Source organism: Halobacillus sp. BAB-2008, assembly GCF_000328325.1.
Taxonomy (GTDB): domain Bacteria; phylum Bacillota; class Bacilli; order Bacillales; family Halobacillaceae; genus Halobacillus.
Genome location: NZ_ANPF01000001.1, coordinates 25465 through 44690, shown reverse-complemented (window position 1 = coordinate 44690; position 19226 = coordinate 25465). Strand labels below are relative to the sequence as shown.

Below are 19226 nucleotides of genomic sequence, written 5' to 3'. Positions count from 1 at the left end.
TTGATAACGCTTTCAAAATTAGTGATTGAACGCTCGCTCGATGTATCTCCATAAGGAAAGTGTACAAAAAATTCTGTACACTTTCCACAATTTTCGAATTATTTAGATCTTTTTCCTGTTGGTCAAACGTTTAATCAAGCGGACTGTTCTTCCTTACTTTCAAACATGGATTTTGCAAGTATTTCCGCAATATCCATCGTACTTACCTGTTCTTCTACTTCCTTCGCTTTCGTCCCATCAGACAGCATCGTCAGACAGAATGGGCACCCGCTTGAAATCATCGTCGGTTCAACAGCAAGAGCCTGTTCCGTTCTTGCCACGTTGACACGATTTCCTGATTTCTCTTCCATCCACATCATTCCGCCACCGGCACCACAGCACATTCCATTGGAGCGATTGCGTTTCATTTCCACCACTTCAACACCGGGAATCATTTCTAGCACTTCGCGCGGTGGTTCGTACACTTCGTTGTAACGCCCAAGATAACAGCTGTCATGATAGGTGATCCGTTCGTTAACGACACCCTCCGGTTTTAACTTGCCATCCTTCAGCCATTCCGCCAGCATTTCTGTATGGTGGTAGACTTCCGCTTCCAACCCGAAATCCGGATACTCATTCTTAAAGATGTTGTATGCGTGTGGATCAATAGTAATGATTTTCTTTACTTCGTGCTTTTCAAATTCTTTCATGTTCTTCTCCGCGAGCTCCTGGAAGAGGAATTCATTCCCCATCCGTCGCGCTGTATCACCGGAATTCTGCTCTTTGTTACCAAGAATAGCGAATTTGACGCCCGCTGCGTTCATCAGTTTCGCAAAAGCGATAGCGATCTTCTGGCTGCGGCTGTCATAGGATCCCATCGAGCTTACCCAGAAAAGATACTCGAAGGTTTCTCCCGCTTTCTTCAACTCTTTAACTGTTGGGATAGTGGCGTCTTCATCAAGGCTGCGCCAGTCTTCCCGTTCCTTCTTAGAAAGCCCCCATGGATTACCTTGACGCTCGATGTTCATCATCGCTCTTTGTCCGTCTGCATCCATCTTCCCTTCCGTTAAAACGAGGTATCTGCGAAGGTCGATAATCTTATCCACGTGCTCGTTCATTACCGGGCACGCATCTTCACAGTTACGGCAGGTAGTGCATGCCCAAAGTTCTTCTTCGGTGATGACATCACCGATCAAGCTTTTGCTTTGGACAGCATCCAGTGTTGCCGCTGCTTCATCGGACCCACTCGACCTCGACATCTGGGCAAGTGTATTCCCTTCCGTGCCGGAGAACGCGTAGGCTGGGACCCATGGTGACTTTCCTGTAACGGCAGCACCTTTTTCAGTCAGGTGGTCTCTCAACTTGATGATAAGATCCATCGGAGAGAGCATTTTTCCTGAGCCGGCAGCCGGGCAGACATTCGTACAGCGGCCACATTCGACACAAGCATAGAAATCGATCATCTGCAGCTGATTGAAATCCTCAATTTTACCGACACCGAATGAAACATCTTCCTCCGCGGCATCTTCATCGATTTCAAAATTGATCGTCTTCAGCTTCCCAGGCGGTTCTTCTCTGCTTAAATAAACGTTGACCGGTGCGGCGATTAAGTGTGCATGTTTGGATTGTGGAACATAAACCATAAATGTGAGCAGGATAAGCAGATGGATCCACCACATGACAAAAAACACAGTCGCAGCGGCTGCTGGCGGCATCCACGAGAAAGCGCTTGCAATAGCGGACGCAACAGGTTCTGTCCACGCTCCTTCATGACCGTGCCATATAAGCCCCATTCCATTCCCTACAAGTACGGTGACCATCAGAGTTCCGATAAAAATCAATACTAGTCCCGCTTTAAATCCGCGCTTTAAGCGGACAAGTTTCTCGATATATCGACGATAGAAAGCCCAAATAACGGCTACCAGAATGGTCAGTGTTACAATTTCCTGGAAGAAGGTGAACCCTGGATAGAACGGTCCTAACGGCAGGTGACTGTCCGGTGCCAACCCTTTCCAAATAAAATCGATGGCCCCGAATTGGACAAGAAGGAAACCATAAAACATCATGACATGAATGATTCCTGATTTCTTATCTTTCAACAGCTTTTTCTGGCCGAACACATAAATCCAAATCTTTTTTAAACGTTCTTTCAGTTTGTTATCATACTCAAATTTCTTCCCTAAACGGATGTATGCAACCCTTGTCCTGATAACGCGTGTGAACAAGTAGAGACCATACACCGTGACAGCAAGGAACAAGACCCAGTTTGCCACTAATAACGGATTCATGAACTCTCCCCCTTTTTCTTTATCACCGGGCAATTCCCGCAGCACCCGGAATGTTGAATTTTCTGACTCTTATACATCAACTATAAATTATGAATGAGCATTCAGTCAATATATTTTCGCTATTTCCTGTTGAAATGTAAGGAACTGGGGAAACTATTAGGAAAATCGATCTGCAGGAGGAATGTTCGTGGTCGTCTTCTATATCATTTTATGCCTTTCCATCTTCGCCTTATTACTGATTCTCGATTTCAAATTCGGACGTGCCTCTCACCTTAAACACGCCCGTAGACTGCCGTTCTTTGAAGGAACAGGAGATGCCCGATTATACACGAACGGATCTTCCCTCTACGAGGACCTTTTTCAATCGATTCGAGATGCTGATAAACAAGTGGATGTCCAGTTCTTTTCCATAGAAACCGACTACATCAGTGATAACTTTCTTACTGTCCTCAAGGAGAAAGCGGAACAAGGTGTTCCCGTCCGTCTGCTTGTCGACCGCCTCGCCGGTTTCAAAATGAATAAACACATCCAGAAGGAACTTACAAATAATGGAGTCATTTTTCAATTCGCCGAAACTCCCGGTTTTCCTTTCTTATTCTACAAAATGAACCGAAGGAACCACAGAAAAATCACCGTTATTGATGGAAAAATCGGCTATGTCGGCGGTTTTAACATTGGCAGGAATTATATTGGTGAAAATCCGAAATTCGGAAATTGGCGGGATTACCATCTTCGGTTAACCGGTGAAATCGTCCAAGGACTCCACGATATATTTGAAGACGATTGGCAGATATCGAAAGGAAACAAGGTTCCACTTCCTAATGCACCCGGCAGGAAGAAAGAACGTGGGATCACTCTCTTTCCTACAGACGGGGTGGAACTGGAAGACGCATTCATGGAACTCTTCCGTTCTGCCGAAGAAGAAATTCTGCTCGGTTCCCCTTATTTCGTTCCTACCGAGCGCTTGATGACCGAACTGGAAAAGGGCTTAAAGCTTGGCATCACTCTCCACGTCATGGTACCGCTGAAATCAGATCACCCTTTCGTCAAAGAAGCCGGCATACCTTATCTGGAAAGGCTGTACCGACTGGGCGCACATGTTCATTTCTACGACGCCGGATTCTATCATCCAAAAATGACGATCATTGACAAAAAGATCGTCGACATCGGGACGGCTAATTTTGACCGAAGAAGCTTGTTCCTGAATAAAGAGGTGAACACGATCTTGTACGATCCAGTGTTTATCCAAACGGTCCGCGATTCCTTTTTTAAGGATATGGAAGATTCGATTCCTTTTGACGACCACTGGTTAAAGCATCGTTCTTGGAAGACCAGAATAAATGAAAAGATCGCAGTTCTCCTGCGACCTCTTCTGTAGAATTATTTCATTAAGGAAGAAAAGAAAGGACCAACCCATCCGACTATTTTAAACCCCAAATAAATGCCGATGATTCCAGATACCCCGGCAAATGCCGGAGGTGCCGGAATCGGCAGCTTGCAAAGAGCGAAGACGATACCGACCACCAGCCCTGTTACTAAAGCGAAGATGATTTCTTTCACATTTCCACAGCCTTTCTCCACAAGAGACGTTTCTGCCTTTAGCTTTCACGTCCGTCTGCGAGCTCATGCATTCTTTTACATCCTATCAGTAAGGATATAAAAAGATGTCAAAAAAACCGGACGCCCCCGCCTCATTCTGTTTACAGAATGAGAGGGATCGTCCGGTTTTTTCATTCATTCGATGTGTTTACATCTGCTCCGGAGCAGACACACCGATCAAGTTCAGAGCATTACGCAGGGTCGTACGTACTGCCTGCATCAAGGCAATACGTGCAGCAGTCGCTTCTTTATTGTCTTCATCCAGAACTTTGACAGCGTTGTAGAAGCTGTGGAGATTGGAAGCGAGATCAAACGTGTACTGGGTAATACGGTGAGGTATCCGTTTGTCAGCGGCGTCAGCAACCACCTGTGGGAATTCACCAAGTCGTTTCAGCAGGTCCTCTTCTTTCTCGGAAGCCAGATGACTTCCATCGAAGGAGTCTGCCTTCAACCCTTTCTCTTCTGCTTGTTTCAACATCGTACAAATGCGGGCATGCGCATACTGCACATAATAGACAGGGTTCTCGTTGGATTCTGAACGTGCAAGGTCCATATCGAAGTCCAAGTGAGAATCGCTGGAACGCATGGAGAAGAAATAGCGCATAGCGTCAATTCCCACTTCTTCCATCAGCTCACGAAGCGTGACAGCTTTTCCAGTCCGCTTACTCATTTTCACTTTCTCTCCATCCTGGAACAGGTTGACCATTTGAATGATTTCCACTTCCAGTGTGTCTTTATCGTAACCAAGCGCTTGAATAGCCGCTTTCATACGTGGAATATAGCCGTGGTGATCCGCTCCCCAAATATTGATCAGCGTATCAAAGCCTCGGTCCAGTTTATTTTTATGATAAGCAATATCCGGTGTCAGATACGTGTAGGAGCCGTCATTTTTAATGAGTACGCGGTCTTTGTCGTCATCAAAGCGTGTCGTCTCAAACCATGTAGCATCTTCTTTCTCGTAGACATACCCCTGGTCTTTCAACACCTGAAGAGCATCTGTGATCTGATCTCCCTGGTACAAGGATGTTTCCGAGAACCACTCGTCGAACGGAACGCGGAATTCTTCGAGGTCTGTCTTGATATTGTTCAGAAGGAACTTCAATCCGTACTCACGGAAATATTGAAGACGTTCTGCATCCTCGACGTCCACCCATTTCTCTCCGTCTTCTTCTACAAGCTTATTACCAAGACCGATAATATCCTGACCGTGATAACCATCTTCCGGCATTGCCCACTCTTTACCAAGGGCCTGCATATAACGCGCTTCAACGGAATACGCCAGATTAGCCATCTGATTTCCTGCATCGTTGATATAATATTCACGGGAAACGTCATATCCTGCTGCATCCAGGACGTTACAGAGCGAATCGCCGACAGCTGCTCCGCGAGCGTGGCCGAGGTGAAGCGTACCCGTCGGGTTGGCAGATACGAACTCGACTTGTATCTTATGGCCATTGCCGCTGTCTGTACGGCCATAGGCATCACCTGCCTCAAGAATGGTCGGGACAAGCTCCGTCAGATACTGATTGTTCATATAGAAATTGATGAACCCGGGGCCGGCAATTTCAATCTTCTCGATAGAAGCTTTCGAATGATCGAATGCTTCAACCAGCTCTGCAGCGATGGCGCGGGGGTTCTTTTTGGCGATCCGTGCCAGCTGCATCGCCATGTTCGTCGCATAGTCTCCGTGGGCTTTGTCCTTTGGCTGCTCCAGAACAACTTCCGGGAGCTCTTCCTCTGCAGCCAACCCGGCAGCCACGACGGCGCGGCTGATTTCTTCTTTCAATTTCAGTTCCATTTGTTCAACGATATTCATGTTTCGCTCTCCTCCTCAAACGTCAACGTCAAGCGGTGGGCTTGAGTCACTTCGTGATTTAACGTCATCGTATAATTCAAAAACAGTCGTCCTGGAACGGTTTCCGCCGGGGAACGAAAATCCAATTCCTTTGTATATGTCTTCATATGGAAATCACCATAGGTGTGATGATACAGGTTTTCTGTTTCCGCGGATTCTATGAATACCTGGCGCATCTCCACGCCTCCGCTCCGCTTAATGCTGACATGACCCGGCTTGACCGTCACCATCGTGCGGACCGGATCGCCTTCCTCCTGATGCTCGATAAAGGTGAGCACTTGAGTATCGCCGCGCGTGAGAAATTGTCCGGACTCTTGGATTTCCATCTTCTCCACACGATCTCCATCCCTTATTTCCGTGACGAGCTGCACCTGGACGTCCCTAGCGTTACTTGGCATATTCCCCTCCACCTTCGTTCCTCTGATTTACGTACAAGATATAACTTATTTATTATAAGAATTCATATAAAAAAACGCAAGCCGCCCCTCAGCCCGCAAGCAGCCGCACCATTTCCTTTATCTCGCCGATCTGCACGATATGTCCTGGTATCGTATAAGCCCCATATAAGATAAGGATAGCCAAAACGAGGGTGCGATACCATCCTTTGGAGAGATATTTTTGGAATGGGCGCTGATCAGGAACGAAAACAAGCAGCAGAAAAGGAAGCAGAATACCGACAGCAAGCAAATCCACATTCCATTGGGACTGCTCTTCCGAAACAGCCAGTGTGAACTTCAGGACATCATCGATCTGCTCTTCCACGTCCAGGCCCGCTACCTTATCCTTCGTAAGACCTTGCTCTATTGTCAACGTCCCTTCATTCCAGGTATAGCTGTAGTTGGACGGATTCCATTCGCCGACAAACGTGACGAGTAAAAGCCCGACCATCACGACCGCATAGATGATCATGATAATTCTTCTTTTTTTATTCAAAACAAAGCCGCTCCTTTGTATAAAAATCAAATAGAAAAACCACTATGATCCGCTCACAGTGGCTTGTTCTATTCTATCATTTATTTCACGAACCCTAAAAGCATTTCACGGACGAATTTACTCGCGACGATCGGTGTCATCTCTGTCGGGTCATAGACAGGAGCTACTTCAACGAGATCCGAACCGACGATATTCATGTCACTCGCTGCCATCGCATGGATGCTGGCAAGCAGCTCTTTCGAGGAAATACCGCCGGCTTCCGCCGTACCTGTGCCCGGTGCAAAAGCGGGGTCAAGCACGTCGATGTCGATCGTTACATAGACCGGACGTCCTGCCAAGGTTGGAAGCACTTCCTTCAACGGCTCAAGCACTTCGAATTTCGACATATGCATCCCGGACTCTTCGGCATACTGAAATTCTTCCCTCATGCCGGAACGGATTCCGAACGAGTACACGTTCTCAGGACCGATAAGTCCGCACGTCTTCCTGATCGGTGTGGAGTGGGAAAGCGTCTCTCCTTCGTACTCTTCCCGCAGATCCGCATGGGCATCGATGTGAATGACGGCAAGATCGGGGTACTTCTTATACATTGCCTTTATCACAGGCCATGTAACCAAATGTTCTCCGCCAAGTCCAAGTGGATACTTCCCTCTCTCCAATAAGTCATCCATAAAACCTTCGATAATATCAAGACTCCGGGCAGGGTTCCCGAATGGAAGCAGCATATCCCCTTTATCATGGTAACGTACTTCTTCCAAATGCTTGTCTAGATAAGGACTGTACTCTTCCAACCCGATCGAAGCTTCACGAATCCGGTTGGGACCGAAACGGGATCCGGGACGGAAGCTCACCGTCCAATCCATCGGCATGCCGTAGATGACAGCATCCGCCTCTTCTTCTGTCGCTCTGCTCATAATGAACACTTTGCCGGAATACGACTCATCAAAAATCATGGCCTGTCACTCCTCCGTCAAATCTTTTACGAATTTCGGAAGAGCGAAACTCGCTTTATGAATCTCTTCTGTATAGTACTTCGTATCAATAGACGTGAACCGCTCCTCTTTCACTTGAAGTGGATCGTACACTTTACTTCCCATCGTGAATGTCCAAAGACCGCTCGGATACGTCGGAATATTCGCCGTGTACACTTTCGTGATCGGGAACGTCTCTTTCACATCGCCGTACACCTGACGGATTAAATCTGCTTTGAACCATGGATTATCCGTCTGCGCAACAAAGATTCCATCTTCTTTCAACGCTTTGGCAATCCCTTCATAGAACCCTTTAGAGAACAAGTTCACAGCAGGGCCCACCGGCTCGGTGGAGTCGACCATGATCACATCATACTCCTGCTCACTTGTCGCAATATGCATGAAGCCGTCATCTACTTTGACTTCCACACGCGGATCATCCAGCGCTCCGGCAATGGATGGAAGATATTTCTTGGAGTATTCGATGACTTTGCCGTCGATTTCGACAAGCGTCGCCTTCTCCACCCCTTCATGCTTTAAGACCTCACGAATCACACCGCCGTCTCCGCCGCCGACAACAAGGACGTTCTTCGGATTTGGATGAGTAAACAACGGTACATGGGCAACCATTTCGTGATAGACGAATTCATCTTTCTCTGTCGTCATGACCATGTCATCAAGAACGAGCATGTTCCCCCATTCTTCCGTTTCCAGCATTTCCAACTCTTGAAAATCTGTCTTTTCCTTATGAAGCGAACGATTGACTTTCGCTGTAATACCGAAATTCTCGGTTTGTTTCTCGGTAAACCATGTACCCATGTTTCATTCTCCTTTTTCATCTATAAGTAGTTCCATTGTATATAAACTTTCACAAGAAGTTTATTTTACTACGTATTCTCACATAATAATAGCAGTCTTTATACATTCTTAACAGTTGGGAGTATAAAAAGATGCGCTCATTATTTAAACGTACGTATAAATGGGGGAAGCGAGGGTTCAAGCTGGCTTTGTTCGGTTTGATTGCCGGAGTTGTCCTCACAATCGGTGTATTGATTGCAGCCGTCATCCAAGGGCCTCCTTCCTTGACGACTGAACAAAATACGGTCTTCTATGGATCGGACGGAGAAATTATCGGCGAGGATCAAGGAGCCGAAGAACGCTACTGGATCGACATCGATGACATGCCGGAGTCCTTGAAAGATGCCACCCTTGCCATTGAGGACAGACGCTTTTATAACCATTTCGGCTTCGATTTCAAGCGAATCGCAGGCGCGGCTCTCACAGATTTGAAGCAGATGAGGATGGCGGAAGGAGCCAGTACGATCACACAGCAATACGCCAGGAACCTGTACCTTTCCCATGACAAGACATGGACGAGGAAGCTCCATGAAGCAATGTATGCCCTACGTCTCGAAATCTTCTACAATAAAGATGAAATTCTGGAAGGCTACCTAAATACGATTTACTACGGACACGGTGCCTATGGAGTAGAAGCAGCAAGCAGGTATTACTTTGATAAAAATGCGGAAGAGCTCTCTTTGAAAGAAGCCAGTATGCTTGCCGGAATACCTAAGGGACCGAGCTATTATTCTCCATTAGATAATGAAGAAAATGCGGAAGAACGTCAGGAGCTTATATTGACGGAAATGGAGAATAACGGCTACATCACGCCATCTGAGAAAGAGGCGGCCGTAACCGCAAGCATTACGTATGCAGATCCCGACAAATCCGAGGAGAAGGAAATTGCTCCTTATTTTCAGGACCAGGTCGTGACAGAAGCAGCCGGCATCCTTGACGTAAGCAGGGAAGAAATTGAAAGCGGAGGCTTCCATATCCATACGACGTTGAAGGAAGACCACCAGAATATCCTCGAAGAAAAGGTGAAGAAAAATATACCCGCGGAGGAAGAGATACAGGTCGCTGCTGCGGTCATGGATGATCAGACCGGAGCCATCACAGCCATGATCGGCGGGAAAGATTACGAAGAGAGCCCTTATAATCGTGCCACCCAGGCGGAACGACCGGTTGGATCCACGATCAAACCATTCCTCTATTACGCAGCGCTGCAGGAAGGCTACTCTCCAGTCACCATGATAGAAAGCAAACCGACAGAGTTTGAAGTGTCCGGAAAAAGTGAACCGTATGCTCCGACGAACTTCAACGGAAAGTTTGCCGATAAACCGATTACGATGGCTCAGGCTCTCGCCATATCCGATAACATCTATGCCGTCTCTACCCATATGGACATCGGACCGGAGAAGCTTGTCCGGACGCTGCAGGATTTCGGTATCGATAAGCAATTCAAACCGAACCCTTCCCTTGCCCTCGGCTACTCCTCTGTATCCCTTTTGGATATGGTAACCGCCTACGGCAAGCTCGTGCAGGGAACAGAATCGATCTCCGGGCATACGGTGAGCAAAATCACCGATCAGCACGGGAGCGTCTTGTATGAATATGAACCGGTTTACGATAAGGGTAAAGCCATTGATAAGAAAACGGCATTCGCCGTGACGCATATGATGACAGGCATGTTTGACTCGGGCTTAACGCCAACTACGCAGACGTCACCGGTTCACCAATCAACGGCAAACTGACACGTATGTATGGCGGCAAATCAGGAACAACGGATACCGACAGCTGGATGGTCGGCTTCAGTCCTCAGTATTTGTCCGCCGTGTGGATCGGGTATGATGAAGGCGGCAAAGTACTCGAAGACTTTAACGACCATCGCTATGCCAAGAACATCTGGGCAGATACGATGGAGGCTGTCCACGAGCCGCTTCCTGAAGCTTCTTTCATTCCACCGCCAGGCTTGAAAGGCGTCTATATCGACCCTGACACCGGGGCCCTCTCCGGACCGAACTGTCCTAAGGAGCGGCTTGTGTATATGGAGAAATCCGCAATTCCTGATGAAGTCTGCGGCGGAGATGACAGCAAGGATGTAGAGGAGGAATTCAAGAATGACCCTTGGTTCAAAGATGTGGTCGACTGGTTCTTCTAATTTCAATATTCTCCTAAAAATAAACCCGGGCGATCCGATAAACGGACGTCCGGGTTTTCTTTATCTGCTATAAAATAGCCAGATCCGCAAGATCATCTAAACGGAAGCTGTAGGGCTCTTTCGTTTTCCAGTTTATTGCGTTCACCCGCCGCTCCGTTTTGTTCAACTGCTTCAGCTTCAGTATGACATCCTCGTAATCAAAACCGTTATGCACTCTGGCTTTTACAGTAAGATCATCTTTCCATGCCCGCTGCAGCAGAAAATCGACTTCCGCCGCCTTCTGCTCATCGATGATTCCTTTCTCCACCCGTTCATCCTCTTTCCACAGGTTTTTAATCATTTCTACATGCTCCGGCAGCATTAAGGACGTCCACTTGATCGTCCCACGGTCACGATTTCGATTATCCATTTCGCTCTCTCCTCCAAAACGAACGTTTGTTCTCATTTTAACACAAAAAAGCAAAAGGTATACTGGGTTTTCAAGGGAATGACACATAAAAAATCCACCCCCGCAGATGCGGGAGCGGAACATTTCATTCTACTCCTAGCGATTCCTTTAAAGAAGACGTCGTATTTTCCCACAATTCCGGCTTGAAATCCCGTAAGTAGTCACCGAGAATTTTCTTGGACTTTTCATCCATGTGATCAACGACATACTTCCCTTTCAATGACTTATCCATATGATTCACGTGCTCAGGCATCAGTTTGTAGCCGCGCTTGATGGAACGGTCGACGACGATTTCGCTCGCTGCCACTCCATAATAACAAGGTTTGCCTTCTTTAAACTCCACCGTGACCCAGGCAATCCAATACAGCAGACCGTTCTTCACGACTTCTCTGTCCGTAATGAACTTGATCCGCTTCTCGACTTTACTTCTCGCATGAAGAGCTCCCATATCGACGTAGGCCTCTTCTTCATTCGGATCGACGATGACAGGCGTCATGTTCTCCAGGCTTATGGAACCGACACCGTAACCGCCGTGGCCGTCCGTGGAGTCGTCCTTAATGATGGTAAACTGATTCTTTTTCTTATCTTCCGAGTCTTTGTTGTTTTTGAACTGATCGAATTCTCTCATGCTTTAAACGCTCCTCCTCATTGTGTACACCAGCTATTTTGTCCCATTTTAACATACAACAGCAGGATTATTGTCAAGGAAGCGTCGAACACCCCATTAATCAAACGCTTGTTTAAGTCTCCTATGATTCATCTCGCCTCCAGCCCTCGCCGGACGCCCGCTTCATAAAAGTGAAGTCCTCCGTAGCAGGATCTTTATATCGGGGTTGTCTTTTCTCTTTCTTAGATCGTCGGGCACGGAGCAGGTGCAGTCCTTCCACCGGCACCCCTACCCTCCGCTGCTGGACATCTTTGATTCCCTGGATGATAAGCTGCATAGAGGCGATAATAACGACAAAACAAAGAAGAGCGGGAATGATCAGCCACCACCGGCCGGTCATGAGAGAATTCTTCGCAGAACCGATTAACCCTGACCATTCGTAGGTCGTACTCAGCGGTGGATCGTTCTGATATGGTTCGTACGTAACTTTTGTGCCGCCGAAGTAAATATTAAATACGCCGAGGTGAATGAAAATCAGCAGCGTTTGAATGAATTGCTGCCCGAAAACAACCCCTATCCTTGCACTCATATGTGGAAGCAGATGCTTCCATAGAAGATGGACGGAACTGCCTCCAAGTACTTTGGTACTGACAACAAACTCTTCTTTCATGATCCCTTTCATTTCCTTTCCGAACAGCGTTACGACAAGCGGAGCAGCCAGCAGAGTAAGGATCAGAGCCTGGTACAGGATCCGCTCGGTTTCCGTCGTCACAAACCCTCCCTCCGGCATCCATAACACCGGCCGGAGAAGCAGGTAGGCGATGACCGTCATCGGCAGGAAGTGCATGCCGTCCACCAGCTTCTCGATACCCTGCTGCCATTTCGACGGCAGAAAGAACGTATACGGGACTGCCAGAATAAAGCCGATAAAGATGCGCAGGAAAGCGATAGCCAATGCAAAAAGGATCGTGTATTTCGCCCCGACAAGCAATTGATCAAATACGCTGAATCCAAGGACGTCCGTCCCAAGAAAAACGTACTCCGGTGTATGGGGCGCACCGCTCACCAGTCGATCATTCTCATCGTATATTTGAAAGTACTGATCGACGAGGGGATCGGCAGTCATTGTATAGAAGATGCTTACGATAACCGTCGAGACGATGATCAGGAAGCCGGTCAGGAATTTGACATTCCTAAAGTGGGCGAGTATTTCTCTCCAGATGAAGGAGAACCGCACTCCTCCCGTACGTTTTCCTGTGCCCATAAAGGAATTCATGTGCAAATTCTCTTCTTCCAAGCGCCGTCCATCCTTGATCAGGAAAGACTCCGTTCCCTGATACAGTAAATAAAATGGAGTGAACAAAAGAAAAAGGACAAAAGCAGAAACAATAGGCCGGAAATCGTCTATGAACACCGTTGTGATTCCGTTGATGTTAAATATGTATTCAATGATCAATAGACTGGAAAGCGCTCCCCAGACGATGATTTTTGAATGGGAAAAGGCGCTGGAAACGATGTTTCGCACCACATGAACGGAAAGGATGTTCCATTTCGTCAATCCCTTCCCCAGCGCCAGCTGCACATAAGGCTTTGCCATCTCTTCCTCCATTAACAGCAGAAGAATCCTGTACATCATGACCATCGGAAGCACCGCAATGGCGATGATCGGAAGCAGATAAATCTTATCCTCTCCAAGCGAAGTGAACGGGGCTATCAGCCATCCGGTCTGTTTGAAGAACCAAACGATGAAGAGCTGTAAAGAAAAAGCGAGCAGAAGATCCGGGACAGCCTCCAGAAGGCCGACGATACGATCGACTACGGTCCGGATCCATTTCGGCAGGAATAAGGTAAAGAACGCACCGAAAAAAGCAAGGGCGACACCAAGCAGAATGCCTCCAAAGAAGAGAAGCATGGAATAACGATACGGCTCCCATATATAATCAAGCATCGGCACCTGCTGACCTTTGAACCAATATGTCCATTCAGTTGGATGACCAAGACTCATAATAAGATCCCGCAACTGCAGACCGTAGCTGCGCAAATCAAAGAAAGCCCCCTCATAAAACAGCGCCGGCGACGCGCTGATCAATACAATCCCGATCAGCCCCAGCACATAATAACCAATGAACTTCACTAATTTCACAACTCAATCCCACCTTTTTTCTAAATAATCAGACATATAGATAAAAAAAGAAAAGGCATACTCACGTGGTACACCTTTCCGCTGTCGGAAAAAAATCAGGATAATCAACCGGATCCTATAGTCCCAGTTTAATGAATAGCACGCAATTTTTCAATAAATTTCCAAGCGTCAGCTATATCTTCTTCCGTATACTTTTGAGCGCTTTTTACTGTGAACACCTTCTCCGCTATTTCATCCTTCGGTAGATCTTCAAAGAAAAGCATCGTCGAAACCAGCTCTAAAAACCGGGAGCTCCGTCCGTTCATTTCTGCAATCTGTGCGTGAAGCGGCGGCAGGTTCATTTCATAGTGGGTGAGGAATTGCCTGCCGCTGTCCGTCAATTGATAGCGGTATTGATAGTAATTCTTTTTCTCTTCCCTCGTTTCCCTGATAAATCCCAGATTGCACATCTCTTCTACACGCAGCGTCAACTCTTCCGAATACGGTCCGTAAAAATGGAACTGGTACCGCTCTTCGAAAGGAATGTCACATTTCTTCAAAATATAGATCATCTTCTGCAGCTTCTTCCTTCCGACGATTTCATCGGTACTAGAAAAGAACTGCATCAACTTCGCATGGTTTTCCAACATGGAAGCTCACTCCTTATCCATACAAAATTTCCATAATCCGCTTCTTCGTCTTACTTCGATTCGACATATCACGCAGTAGATCCATCGGGAAATAAAGCTTATGGTCGGTCCGCTTCTTCCCTGAAATAGACTCCACAATATCCGACAGACGGGAAAGCTCCTTCAATTCATCGTTCGGCTGCAGGAGATGAATAGGCAGACGTTCCCCTTCTTCTCCTGGACGATAGAAGTCATAAGGAAGGTCCGAGCTCGAATCTACAACCAAATAATAGTCAGGATTCAGTCCCGCCTTCTGGAACAGCTTATACAGCTCCATCCATTCGTTCATCTGGGAATTAGGGTTGAACTCGACATACTTGAAGAGTCTGCGGTTGACGAACCGCTGGCACAGATCACGAAGGACCGGGTCCTCCTCTTCCATCCACGTCTGAAAATAGAAAAGTGTCACAGGTTCATCCAGAGCCAAGTACTCTGCTAATGTCGGTTTCCCTGCAAAAAATGAAAGGAAATGGACTGGGGACAGCCGGAAGGTATAGTCACTCTCGTAAAGCTCTTTCGCTCTGTGAAGGATTTTCGATAAGATGACTTCCGCACTCCTCGTCACCGGATGGAAATATACCTGCCAGTACATTTGGTATCTGCTCATAATATAGTCTTCGACAGCATGCATACCGCTTTCCTTCACAACGACCTGATCTTCCATCGGACGCATGACCCTTAAGATCCGTTCCATGTCGAAGTGGCCGTAGCTGACGCCTGTGAAGTAAGCGTCACGCTGCAGATAATCCATACGATCGGCATCGATCTGACTCGAAATCAAGCTGACGACCAGCTTATTCTTATATGTTTTGTTAATGACATCCGCAACTTTTTTCGGGAACCCTTTTTCTACACGGCTGAGGACCTCGTTTACTTCTGTATCACCAAGAAGAATTGCCTGGGTGAATGCCTCATGATCGAGCTTGAAGACTTTCTCGAACGAATGGGAGAAGGGGCCGTGTCCGAGGTCATGAAGCAGCGCAGCACAAAGACAGAGAAGCCGTTCCTGGTCGTCCCAGTTCGGCCGATCTTTGAAGTTATCTATAATTCTCCTTACAATTTCATAGACTCCGAGCGAATGATTGAAGCGGCTGTGCTCTGCTCCGTGGAACGTTAAATACGACGTCCCAAGCTGCTTGATACGCCGCAGTCTTTGAAATTCGGCGGTTCCGATCAAATCCCAAACCACCCTGTCCCGTACGTGGACATAACGGTGGACAGGATCTTTGAACACTTTTTCTTCGCTTAGTTTCTCATCACGATAGGCCATCTGCTTGTCCTTTCTAAACGACATTTTCCTCTATTATATACCTTAAAATCCGACAAAAAAACCTGAATACATACATTAAATTCCAATATTATTTTTTCATCCTCCGCAGATTTTACCTTTCCCAGCTGATTCATGCAACACTCATCTTTTGCTATAATAGAACAGAATGCAAAAAAGGAGTACGGAACTACAATGACTAACATCCATCCATTATTAAAAACAAAAGCATATCGCTTTATTGACCAAAGCAATCTCGGTCCCACCTTTTCGGCCCTTCAGTCTTTCGCAACCGATGACGCACTGTCCATTTCTGTCGGTGAACGGAGGAGTCCGACCGCCGCACGGCTGTGGGTCCATCACGACACGGTCGTACTGGGAATCCCTGATGCCAGGCTTCCTTACATCGAGGAAGGAATCGCCTATTTGAAAGAGAACGGCTATAAAGTGATCGTCCGTAATTCGGGCGGTCTGGCTGTGGTCCTGGATGCCGGGGTTTTGAACCTTTCCCTCATCTTCCCTGATTCCAAAGAGGTCAACATTCACGAAGGATATGAAGCAATGGTTTCCTTCATTCAATTCTTGTTTGCGGATTTAACCGACCGCATTGAAGCCTATGAAATTACCCGGTCCTACTGCCCGGGTACGTACGACTTGAGTATTGACGGCAAGAAGTTTGCCGGTATTTCCCAGCGAAGGGTTAAGAACGGTTCTGCCGTCCAAATTTACTTGGACGTCAGTGGAAGCGGTCGGGAAAGAGCCTCCCTGCTGAAGGAATTCTACAACATCGGGAAACGCGGAGAACAAACAAGATTCACTTATCCAGACATCGATCCCTCCGTCATGGCATCCTTGAACGAATTGCTCGGCACCGAACTTACCGTATCCGATGTAAGAGACCGAATTCTCTACAAACTGTATGAACTATCCGGTTCCATGACGACCAATCCCCTCGAAGGCGTGGAAATCGAATGGTTCAATAAACGCTTCGATCAAATGGTCAAACGGAATGAAAAAGCGCTCGAAAACCTTACTTGATAGGTTTCGAACGCTTTTTTTCATTTCTTCTTTCTGGTCATACCCGCAAAGTCGAACATCATAGAAAAGACAATACCGATGAAATAAAGAAACTTGCTCAGGAGGAAAGCCACAGGCACAGAGAGAAAACCTACGAAGGCGTGATTAACCGCTGCATCCAAATATCTCGGTGTTTCTGAAAATAGAAGATAACCGAGAAGCCCTCCCGTCATGAATGACGCAAGGACAAGGAGCATGTCCCGTCCAACCATGAGGAAATTGCGAAAGGCGAACGGAGTCTTGGCATATCGGAAAACACCCAGGATGAGCATCGTGACAACGGTGAACCCATACGACCACGGCCCTGCAAAAACGGCGCCGGATACCTCCCAGAACGGCATCCAGAACAAGGAGAGCAGGAAACTGATCAGCAGCCAGCTGTTGAATACGCGCTCCCCGATCTTTTTCCAAGCTTCCTCTTTTTTACGCTGCTCCTGCCTCTTTTCTTCTGGAATGAAAACAGGAACGTCTCCATGCTTCACTACCCCGAGTTTATGGGGAAAAGCGAGCCCTCTTTCGGTTTCACCATAGGGACGGGCGGAGTCCAACACAACCCCCAGCGCATAATCCGGATAATGAGTCAGCTCGTATTCTGTTTCATAAACAGGAATACCCTCAGGAAGGATCTTACATGCAACCTTCCACTCTTCCGGTGTAAGTCCCATTCCCCTGAATTGCTGCTGCCCCTCCTCTTCCCAGCTCAATACAAGTACGGGATAAGCTATACTGCGGGACGGGGCTTCCTGCCTGTATATATTCCTGATTGCCCTCCCTGCGTATAGAGCTGTAATCTCTGCAAAAGGAATGGTCTTCTCGATCGTTTCTTCTCGTTCCGGGAGATGGAAATACTCATAGAAGCCTTCCTTTGTCACCTTTTTTATCGATGTGTACCTTTTCTGTTTGTCCCGAAGCATTCCTATGCCGACCAACAAGCAGATGCTGCCGGCGAAGATGCTGAGCAGCCCGGCAACCCAGTGACTGTGCCTCGACACCCAAATAGATATACTCAATAATGCCGTTCCCAACAGAGTTAAAATCCCACCCATGATGTACATAAGTGCTTTGGATGCGCGATTTATCTCGCTTTTAAACGTCAGTTCTTCCTGCATGTCTTCCACCTTCCCTCAAATCTTTCCTTGTTTCTTGTCCTACGATGGAATAGATAGATTGGTTTCATTCCATATCGATATTACGGCGCGGTTTCGTTTTTCCTTTGAAGAAACCCGAATGAAGGAGAGCCGCATACATCAATACACCAAGAAGATATAAGAACTTACTTAGGAGGAACGCGGCAGGGATCGACCAGAATGAAAGCAGGGAATGATTGACGACAGCGTCCAGATGACGGGGCGTTTCTGAAAACAGCAAATAGCCAAGGTACCCGCCTCCCCCGTACACGGCGATGACAAACAGCATATGCCGACCGACAAGCAGCATGTTCCTCCATCCAAGAGGTAAGCGGGCATAGACAGTACCGACAAGTATCATCGTCAAGATGATAAGCACCACAGGCCACGGGCCGACGAACAGTTCATCAACCACTTTCCACGAGGGCATCCATAATACGGCGAGCAGGAAGTTCAACACCAGCCATCCCCCCAGGAGACGCCCCGCCATCATCTCCCGCAGACGCGTACAGCGCTTTTTCTTTTCTCCAACCTCATCCGGAATGTACTTGGGCAACTCTTTCTGCTTCACATACCCTAGTTCATACGGATATGGAAACCGTTCTCCGCTGTCCCTGTAGTATTCGGCATCTGCCAAGGGATCACCCAAAGTATCATCGGGATACTGGGTGAGGTCATAAGGTGTGCTGTAAACCGGAAGCCCTGCCGGAAGGTGACGAAGAGCAGTCGGCCACTCCTTCTGTTTAAGTACCACACCACGGTAATGACTGACTCCGTCCTCCTCCCAGCGGAACACCAGAAGTGGATGAGCAAAAAATTTGGTCAGACGATCCTGCCGCATCACCATTTCCACTACTCTTCCCAAATATAAGGCGGTCATTTTCTTATAGGGAATCAGCTGTTCCGTCTCCTTCTCTTGCTCCGGAACAAGAAAATAGTGATAAAACCCTTCCTTTGTAATTCTTTTGACAGATGTATAGCTTACCTGCTTGTTACGGAACATCCCCACTCCTAGCAGCAGGAACAGAAGGGCCGGGTAAAGCGGAATCAGCCCGATGGACCAGTGACTCGCTCTGGATACCCCCAAGGTTATGTAAAGAAAAAAAGCACCCCCTAAACAAGAGAGTATTCCAAGTCCAATCCCCATAGCCTTGTGTCTTTTACTTACTGATTGTTTATAAGTTAATTCGTTATTCGAGTCCATGAATACCTTCCGCCTTCCTCTTCCTTTCTAATTACATATAAGCACAAGAGAGCGAAATT

The 19226-nt window shown here is 47.3% G+C and carries 18 protein-coding genes; 4 read left to right on the top strand and 14 right to left on the bottom strand.

The window, feature by feature from the left end; translation table 11 throughout:
* Positions 1–134: 134 nt before the first annotated feature.
* Positions 135–2267, bottom strand: coding sequence for a heterodisulfide reductase-related iron-sulfur binding cluster (locus D479_RS00230; RefSeq protein ID WP_008632281.1), 2133 nt, complete (start codon positions 2265–2267; stop codon positions 135–137).
* Between the two features lie 187 nt (positions 2268–2454).
* On the opposite strand from D479_RS00230, the gene D479_RS00225 reads away from it, so the two are divergent.
* Positions 2455–3645, top strand: coding sequence for a phospholipase D-like domain-containing protein (locus tag D479_RS00225; RefSeq protein ID WP_152413286.1), 1191 nt, complete (start codon positions 2455–2457; stop codon positions 3643–3645).
* A 2-nt stretch (positions 3646–3647) separates the two neighbouring features.
* On the opposite strand, the gene D479_RS00220 is transcribed toward D479_RS00225, so the two are convergent.
* The 6 genes from D479_RS00220 to speE all read right to left on the bottom strand — a co-directional run bounded on the left by D479_RS00220 (position 3648) and on the right by speE (position 8444).
* A complete protein-coding gene (locus D479_RS00220; RefSeq protein ID WP_008632279.1) occupies positions 3648–3827 on the bottom strand; it encodes a DUF1427 family protein in 180 nt (59 codons plus the stop codon).
* A 187-nt stretch (positions 3828–4014) separates the two neighbouring features.
* A complete protein-coding gene (gene argS, locus D479_RS00215; protein WP_008632278.1) occupies positions 4015–5682 on the bottom strand; it encodes an arginine--tRNA ligase in 1668 nt (555 codons plus the stop codon).
* Positions 5679–6119, bottom strand: a complete 441-nt coding sequence (locus D479_RS00210) for a DUF1934 domain-containing protein (protein WP_008632277.1) — start codon at positions 6117–6119, stop codon at positions 5679–5681. Before D479_RS00210 ends, argS begins: the two co-directional genes overlap by 4 nt.
* 88 nt (positions 6120–6207) lie before the next feature.
* Positions 6208–6654 carry a hypothetical protein gene (locus D479_RS00205; RefSeq protein ID WP_008632276.1) on the bottom strand — a complete coding sequence of 149 codons (447 nt, stop codon included), beginning with the start codon at positions 6652–6654 and terminating at the stop codon, positions 6208–6210.
* Between the two features lie 80 nt (positions 6655–6734).
* On the bottom strand, positions 6735–7607 hold the full coding sequence (gene speB / locus D479_RS00200; RefSeq protein ID WP_008632275.1) for an agmatinase: 873 nt from the start codon (positions 7605–7607) through the stop codon (positions 6735–6737).
* A gap of 6 nt (positions 7608–7613) precedes the next feature.
* A complete protein-coding gene (gene speE / locus D479_RS00195; RefSeq protein ID WP_008632274.1) occupies positions 7614–8444 on the bottom strand; it encodes a spermidine synthase in 831 nt (276 codons plus the stop codon).
* A gap of 131 nt (positions 8445–8575) precedes the next feature.
* Between speE and D479_RS00190 the strand changes: the two genes are divergently transcribed.
* Complete coding sequence (locus tag D479_RS00190; RefSeq protein WP_008632273.1) at positions 8576–10219, top strand: transglycosylase domain-containing protein; 1644 nt, start codon at positions 8576–8578, stop codon at positions 10217–10219.
* Positions 10220–10224: 5 nt separating this feature from the next.
* On the top strand, positions 10225–10626 hold the full coding sequence (locus D479_RS19730; protein WP_008632272.1) for a hypothetical protein: 402 nt from the start codon (positions 10225–10227) through the stop codon (positions 10624–10626).
* Positions 10627–10693: 67 nt separating this feature from the next.
* On the opposite strand, the gene D479_RS00185 is transcribed toward D479_RS19730, so the two are convergent.
* The 5 genes from D479_RS00185 to D479_RS00165 form a co-directional block, all read right to left on the bottom strand.
* Positions 10694–11035, bottom strand: coding sequence for a YolD-like family protein (locus tag D479_RS00185; protein ID WP_152413285.1), 342 nt, complete (start codon positions 11033–11035; stop codon positions 10694–10696).
* A gap of 124 nt (positions 11036–11159) precedes the next feature.
* Positions 11160–11702, bottom strand: a complete 543-nt coding sequence (locus D479_RS00180) for a YwhD family protein (RefSeq protein WP_008632268.1) — start codon at positions 11700–11702, stop codon at positions 11160–11162.
* A gap of 121 nt (positions 11703–11823) precedes the next feature.
* Positions 11824–13824, bottom strand: a complete 2001-nt coding sequence (locus tag D479_RS00175; RefSeq protein ID WP_008632267.1) for an ABC transporter permease subunit — start codon at positions 13822–13824, stop codon at positions 11824–11826.
* A 128-nt stretch (positions 13825–13952) separates the two neighbouring features.
* On the bottom strand, positions 13953–14453 hold the full coding sequence (locus tag D479_RS00170; RefSeq protein ID WP_008632266.1) for a hypothetical protein: 501 nt from the start codon (positions 14451–14453) through the stop codon (positions 13953–13955).
* Positions 14454–14466: 13 nt separating this feature from the next.
* Entirely contained in the window at positions 14467–15762 is a 1296-nt protein-coding gene (locus D479_RS00165) for an HD domain-containing protein (RefSeq protein WP_008632265.1), read from the bottom strand.
* A 192-nt stretch (positions 15763–15954) separates the two neighbouring features.
* Here D479_RS00165 and D479_RS00160 point away from each other — a divergent pair, with 192 nt between their 5' ends.
* Positions 15955–16797, top strand: coding sequence for a lipoate--protein ligase family protein (locus D479_RS00160; RefSeq protein ID WP_008632264.1), 843 nt, complete (start codon positions 15955–15957; stop codon positions 16795–16797).
* 20 nt (positions 16798–16817) lie between these two features.
* Here the strand turns inward: D479_RS00160 and D479_RS00155 are convergent, their stop codons facing one another.
* Both D479_RS00155 and D479_RS00150 read right to left on the bottom strand, forming a co-directional pair.
* Entirely contained in the window at positions 16818–17945 is a 1128-nt protein-coding gene (locus tag D479_RS00155) for a hypothetical protein (protein WP_008632263.1), read from the bottom strand.
* Between the two features lie 64 nt (positions 17946–18009).
* Positions 18010–19167 (bottom strand): hypothetical protein, encoded by a 1158-nt coding sequence (locus D479_RS00150; RefSeq protein ID WP_008632261.1) that lies wholly within the window; start codon positions 19165–19167, stop codon positions 18010–18012.
* Positions 19168–19226: the final 59 nt, after the last annotated feature.

What these genes read in the sequence shown, in the direction of transcription:
- D479_RS00150 (WP_008632261.1), bottom strand. Translation starts at nt 19,167, where the DNA reads ATGGACTCGAATAACGAATTAACTTATAAACAATCAGTAAGTAAAAGA.
- D479_RS00190 (WP_008632273.1), top strand. Translation starts at nt 8,576, where the DNA reads ATGCGCTCATTATTTAAACGTACGTATAAATGGGGGAAGCGAGGGTTC.
- D479_RS00160 (WP_008632264.1), top strand. Translation starts at nt 15,955, where the DNA reads ATGACTAACATCCATCCATTATTAAAAACAAAAGCATATCGCTTTATT.
- speE (WP_008632274.1), bottom strand. Translation starts at nt 8,444, where the DNA reads ATGGGTACATGGTTTACCGAGAAACAAACCGAGAATTTCGGTATTACA.
- D479_RS19730 (WP_008632272.1), top strand. Translation starts at nt 10,225, where the DNA reads ATGTATGGCGGCAAATCAGGAACAACGGATACCGACAGCTGGATGGTC.
- D479_RS00155 (WP_008632263.1), bottom strand. Translation starts at nt 17,945, where the DNA reads ATGCAGGAAGAACTGACGTTTAAAAGCGAGATAAATCGCGCATCCAAA.
- D479_RS00230 (WP_008632281.1), bottom strand. Translation starts at nt 2,267, where the DNA reads ATGAATCCGTTATTAGTGGCAAACTGGGTCTTGTTCCTTGCTGTCACG.
- D479_RS00180 (WP_008632268.1), bottom strand. Translation starts at nt 11,702, where the DNA reads ATGAGAGAATTCGATCAGTTCAAAAACAACAAAGACTCGGAAGATAAG.
- D479_RS00165 (WP_008632265.1), bottom strand. Translation starts at nt 15,762, where the DNA reads ATGGCCTATCGTGATGAGAAACTAAGCGAAGAAAAAGTGTTCAAAGAT.
- speB (WP_008632275.1), bottom strand. Translation starts at nt 7,607, where the DNA reads ATGATTTTTGATGAGTCGTATTCCGGCAAAGTGTTCATTATGAGCAGA.
- D479_RS00210 (WP_008632277.1), bottom strand. Translation starts at nt 6,119, where the DNA reads ATGCCAAGTAACGCTAGGGACGTCCAGGTGCAGCTCGTCACGGAAATA.
- D479_RS00185 (WP_152413285.1), bottom strand. Translation starts at nt 11,035, where the DNA reads ATGGATAATCGAAATCGTGACCGTGGGACGATCAAGTGGACGTCCTTA.
- D479_RS00170 (WP_008632266.1), bottom strand. Translation starts at nt 14,453, where the DNA reads ATGTTGGAAAACCATGCGAAGTTGATGCAGTTCTTTTCTAGTACCGAT.
- argS (WP_008632278.1), bottom strand. Translation starts at nt 5,682, where the DNA reads ATGAATATCGTTGAACAAATGGAACTGAAATTGAAAGAAGAAATCAGC.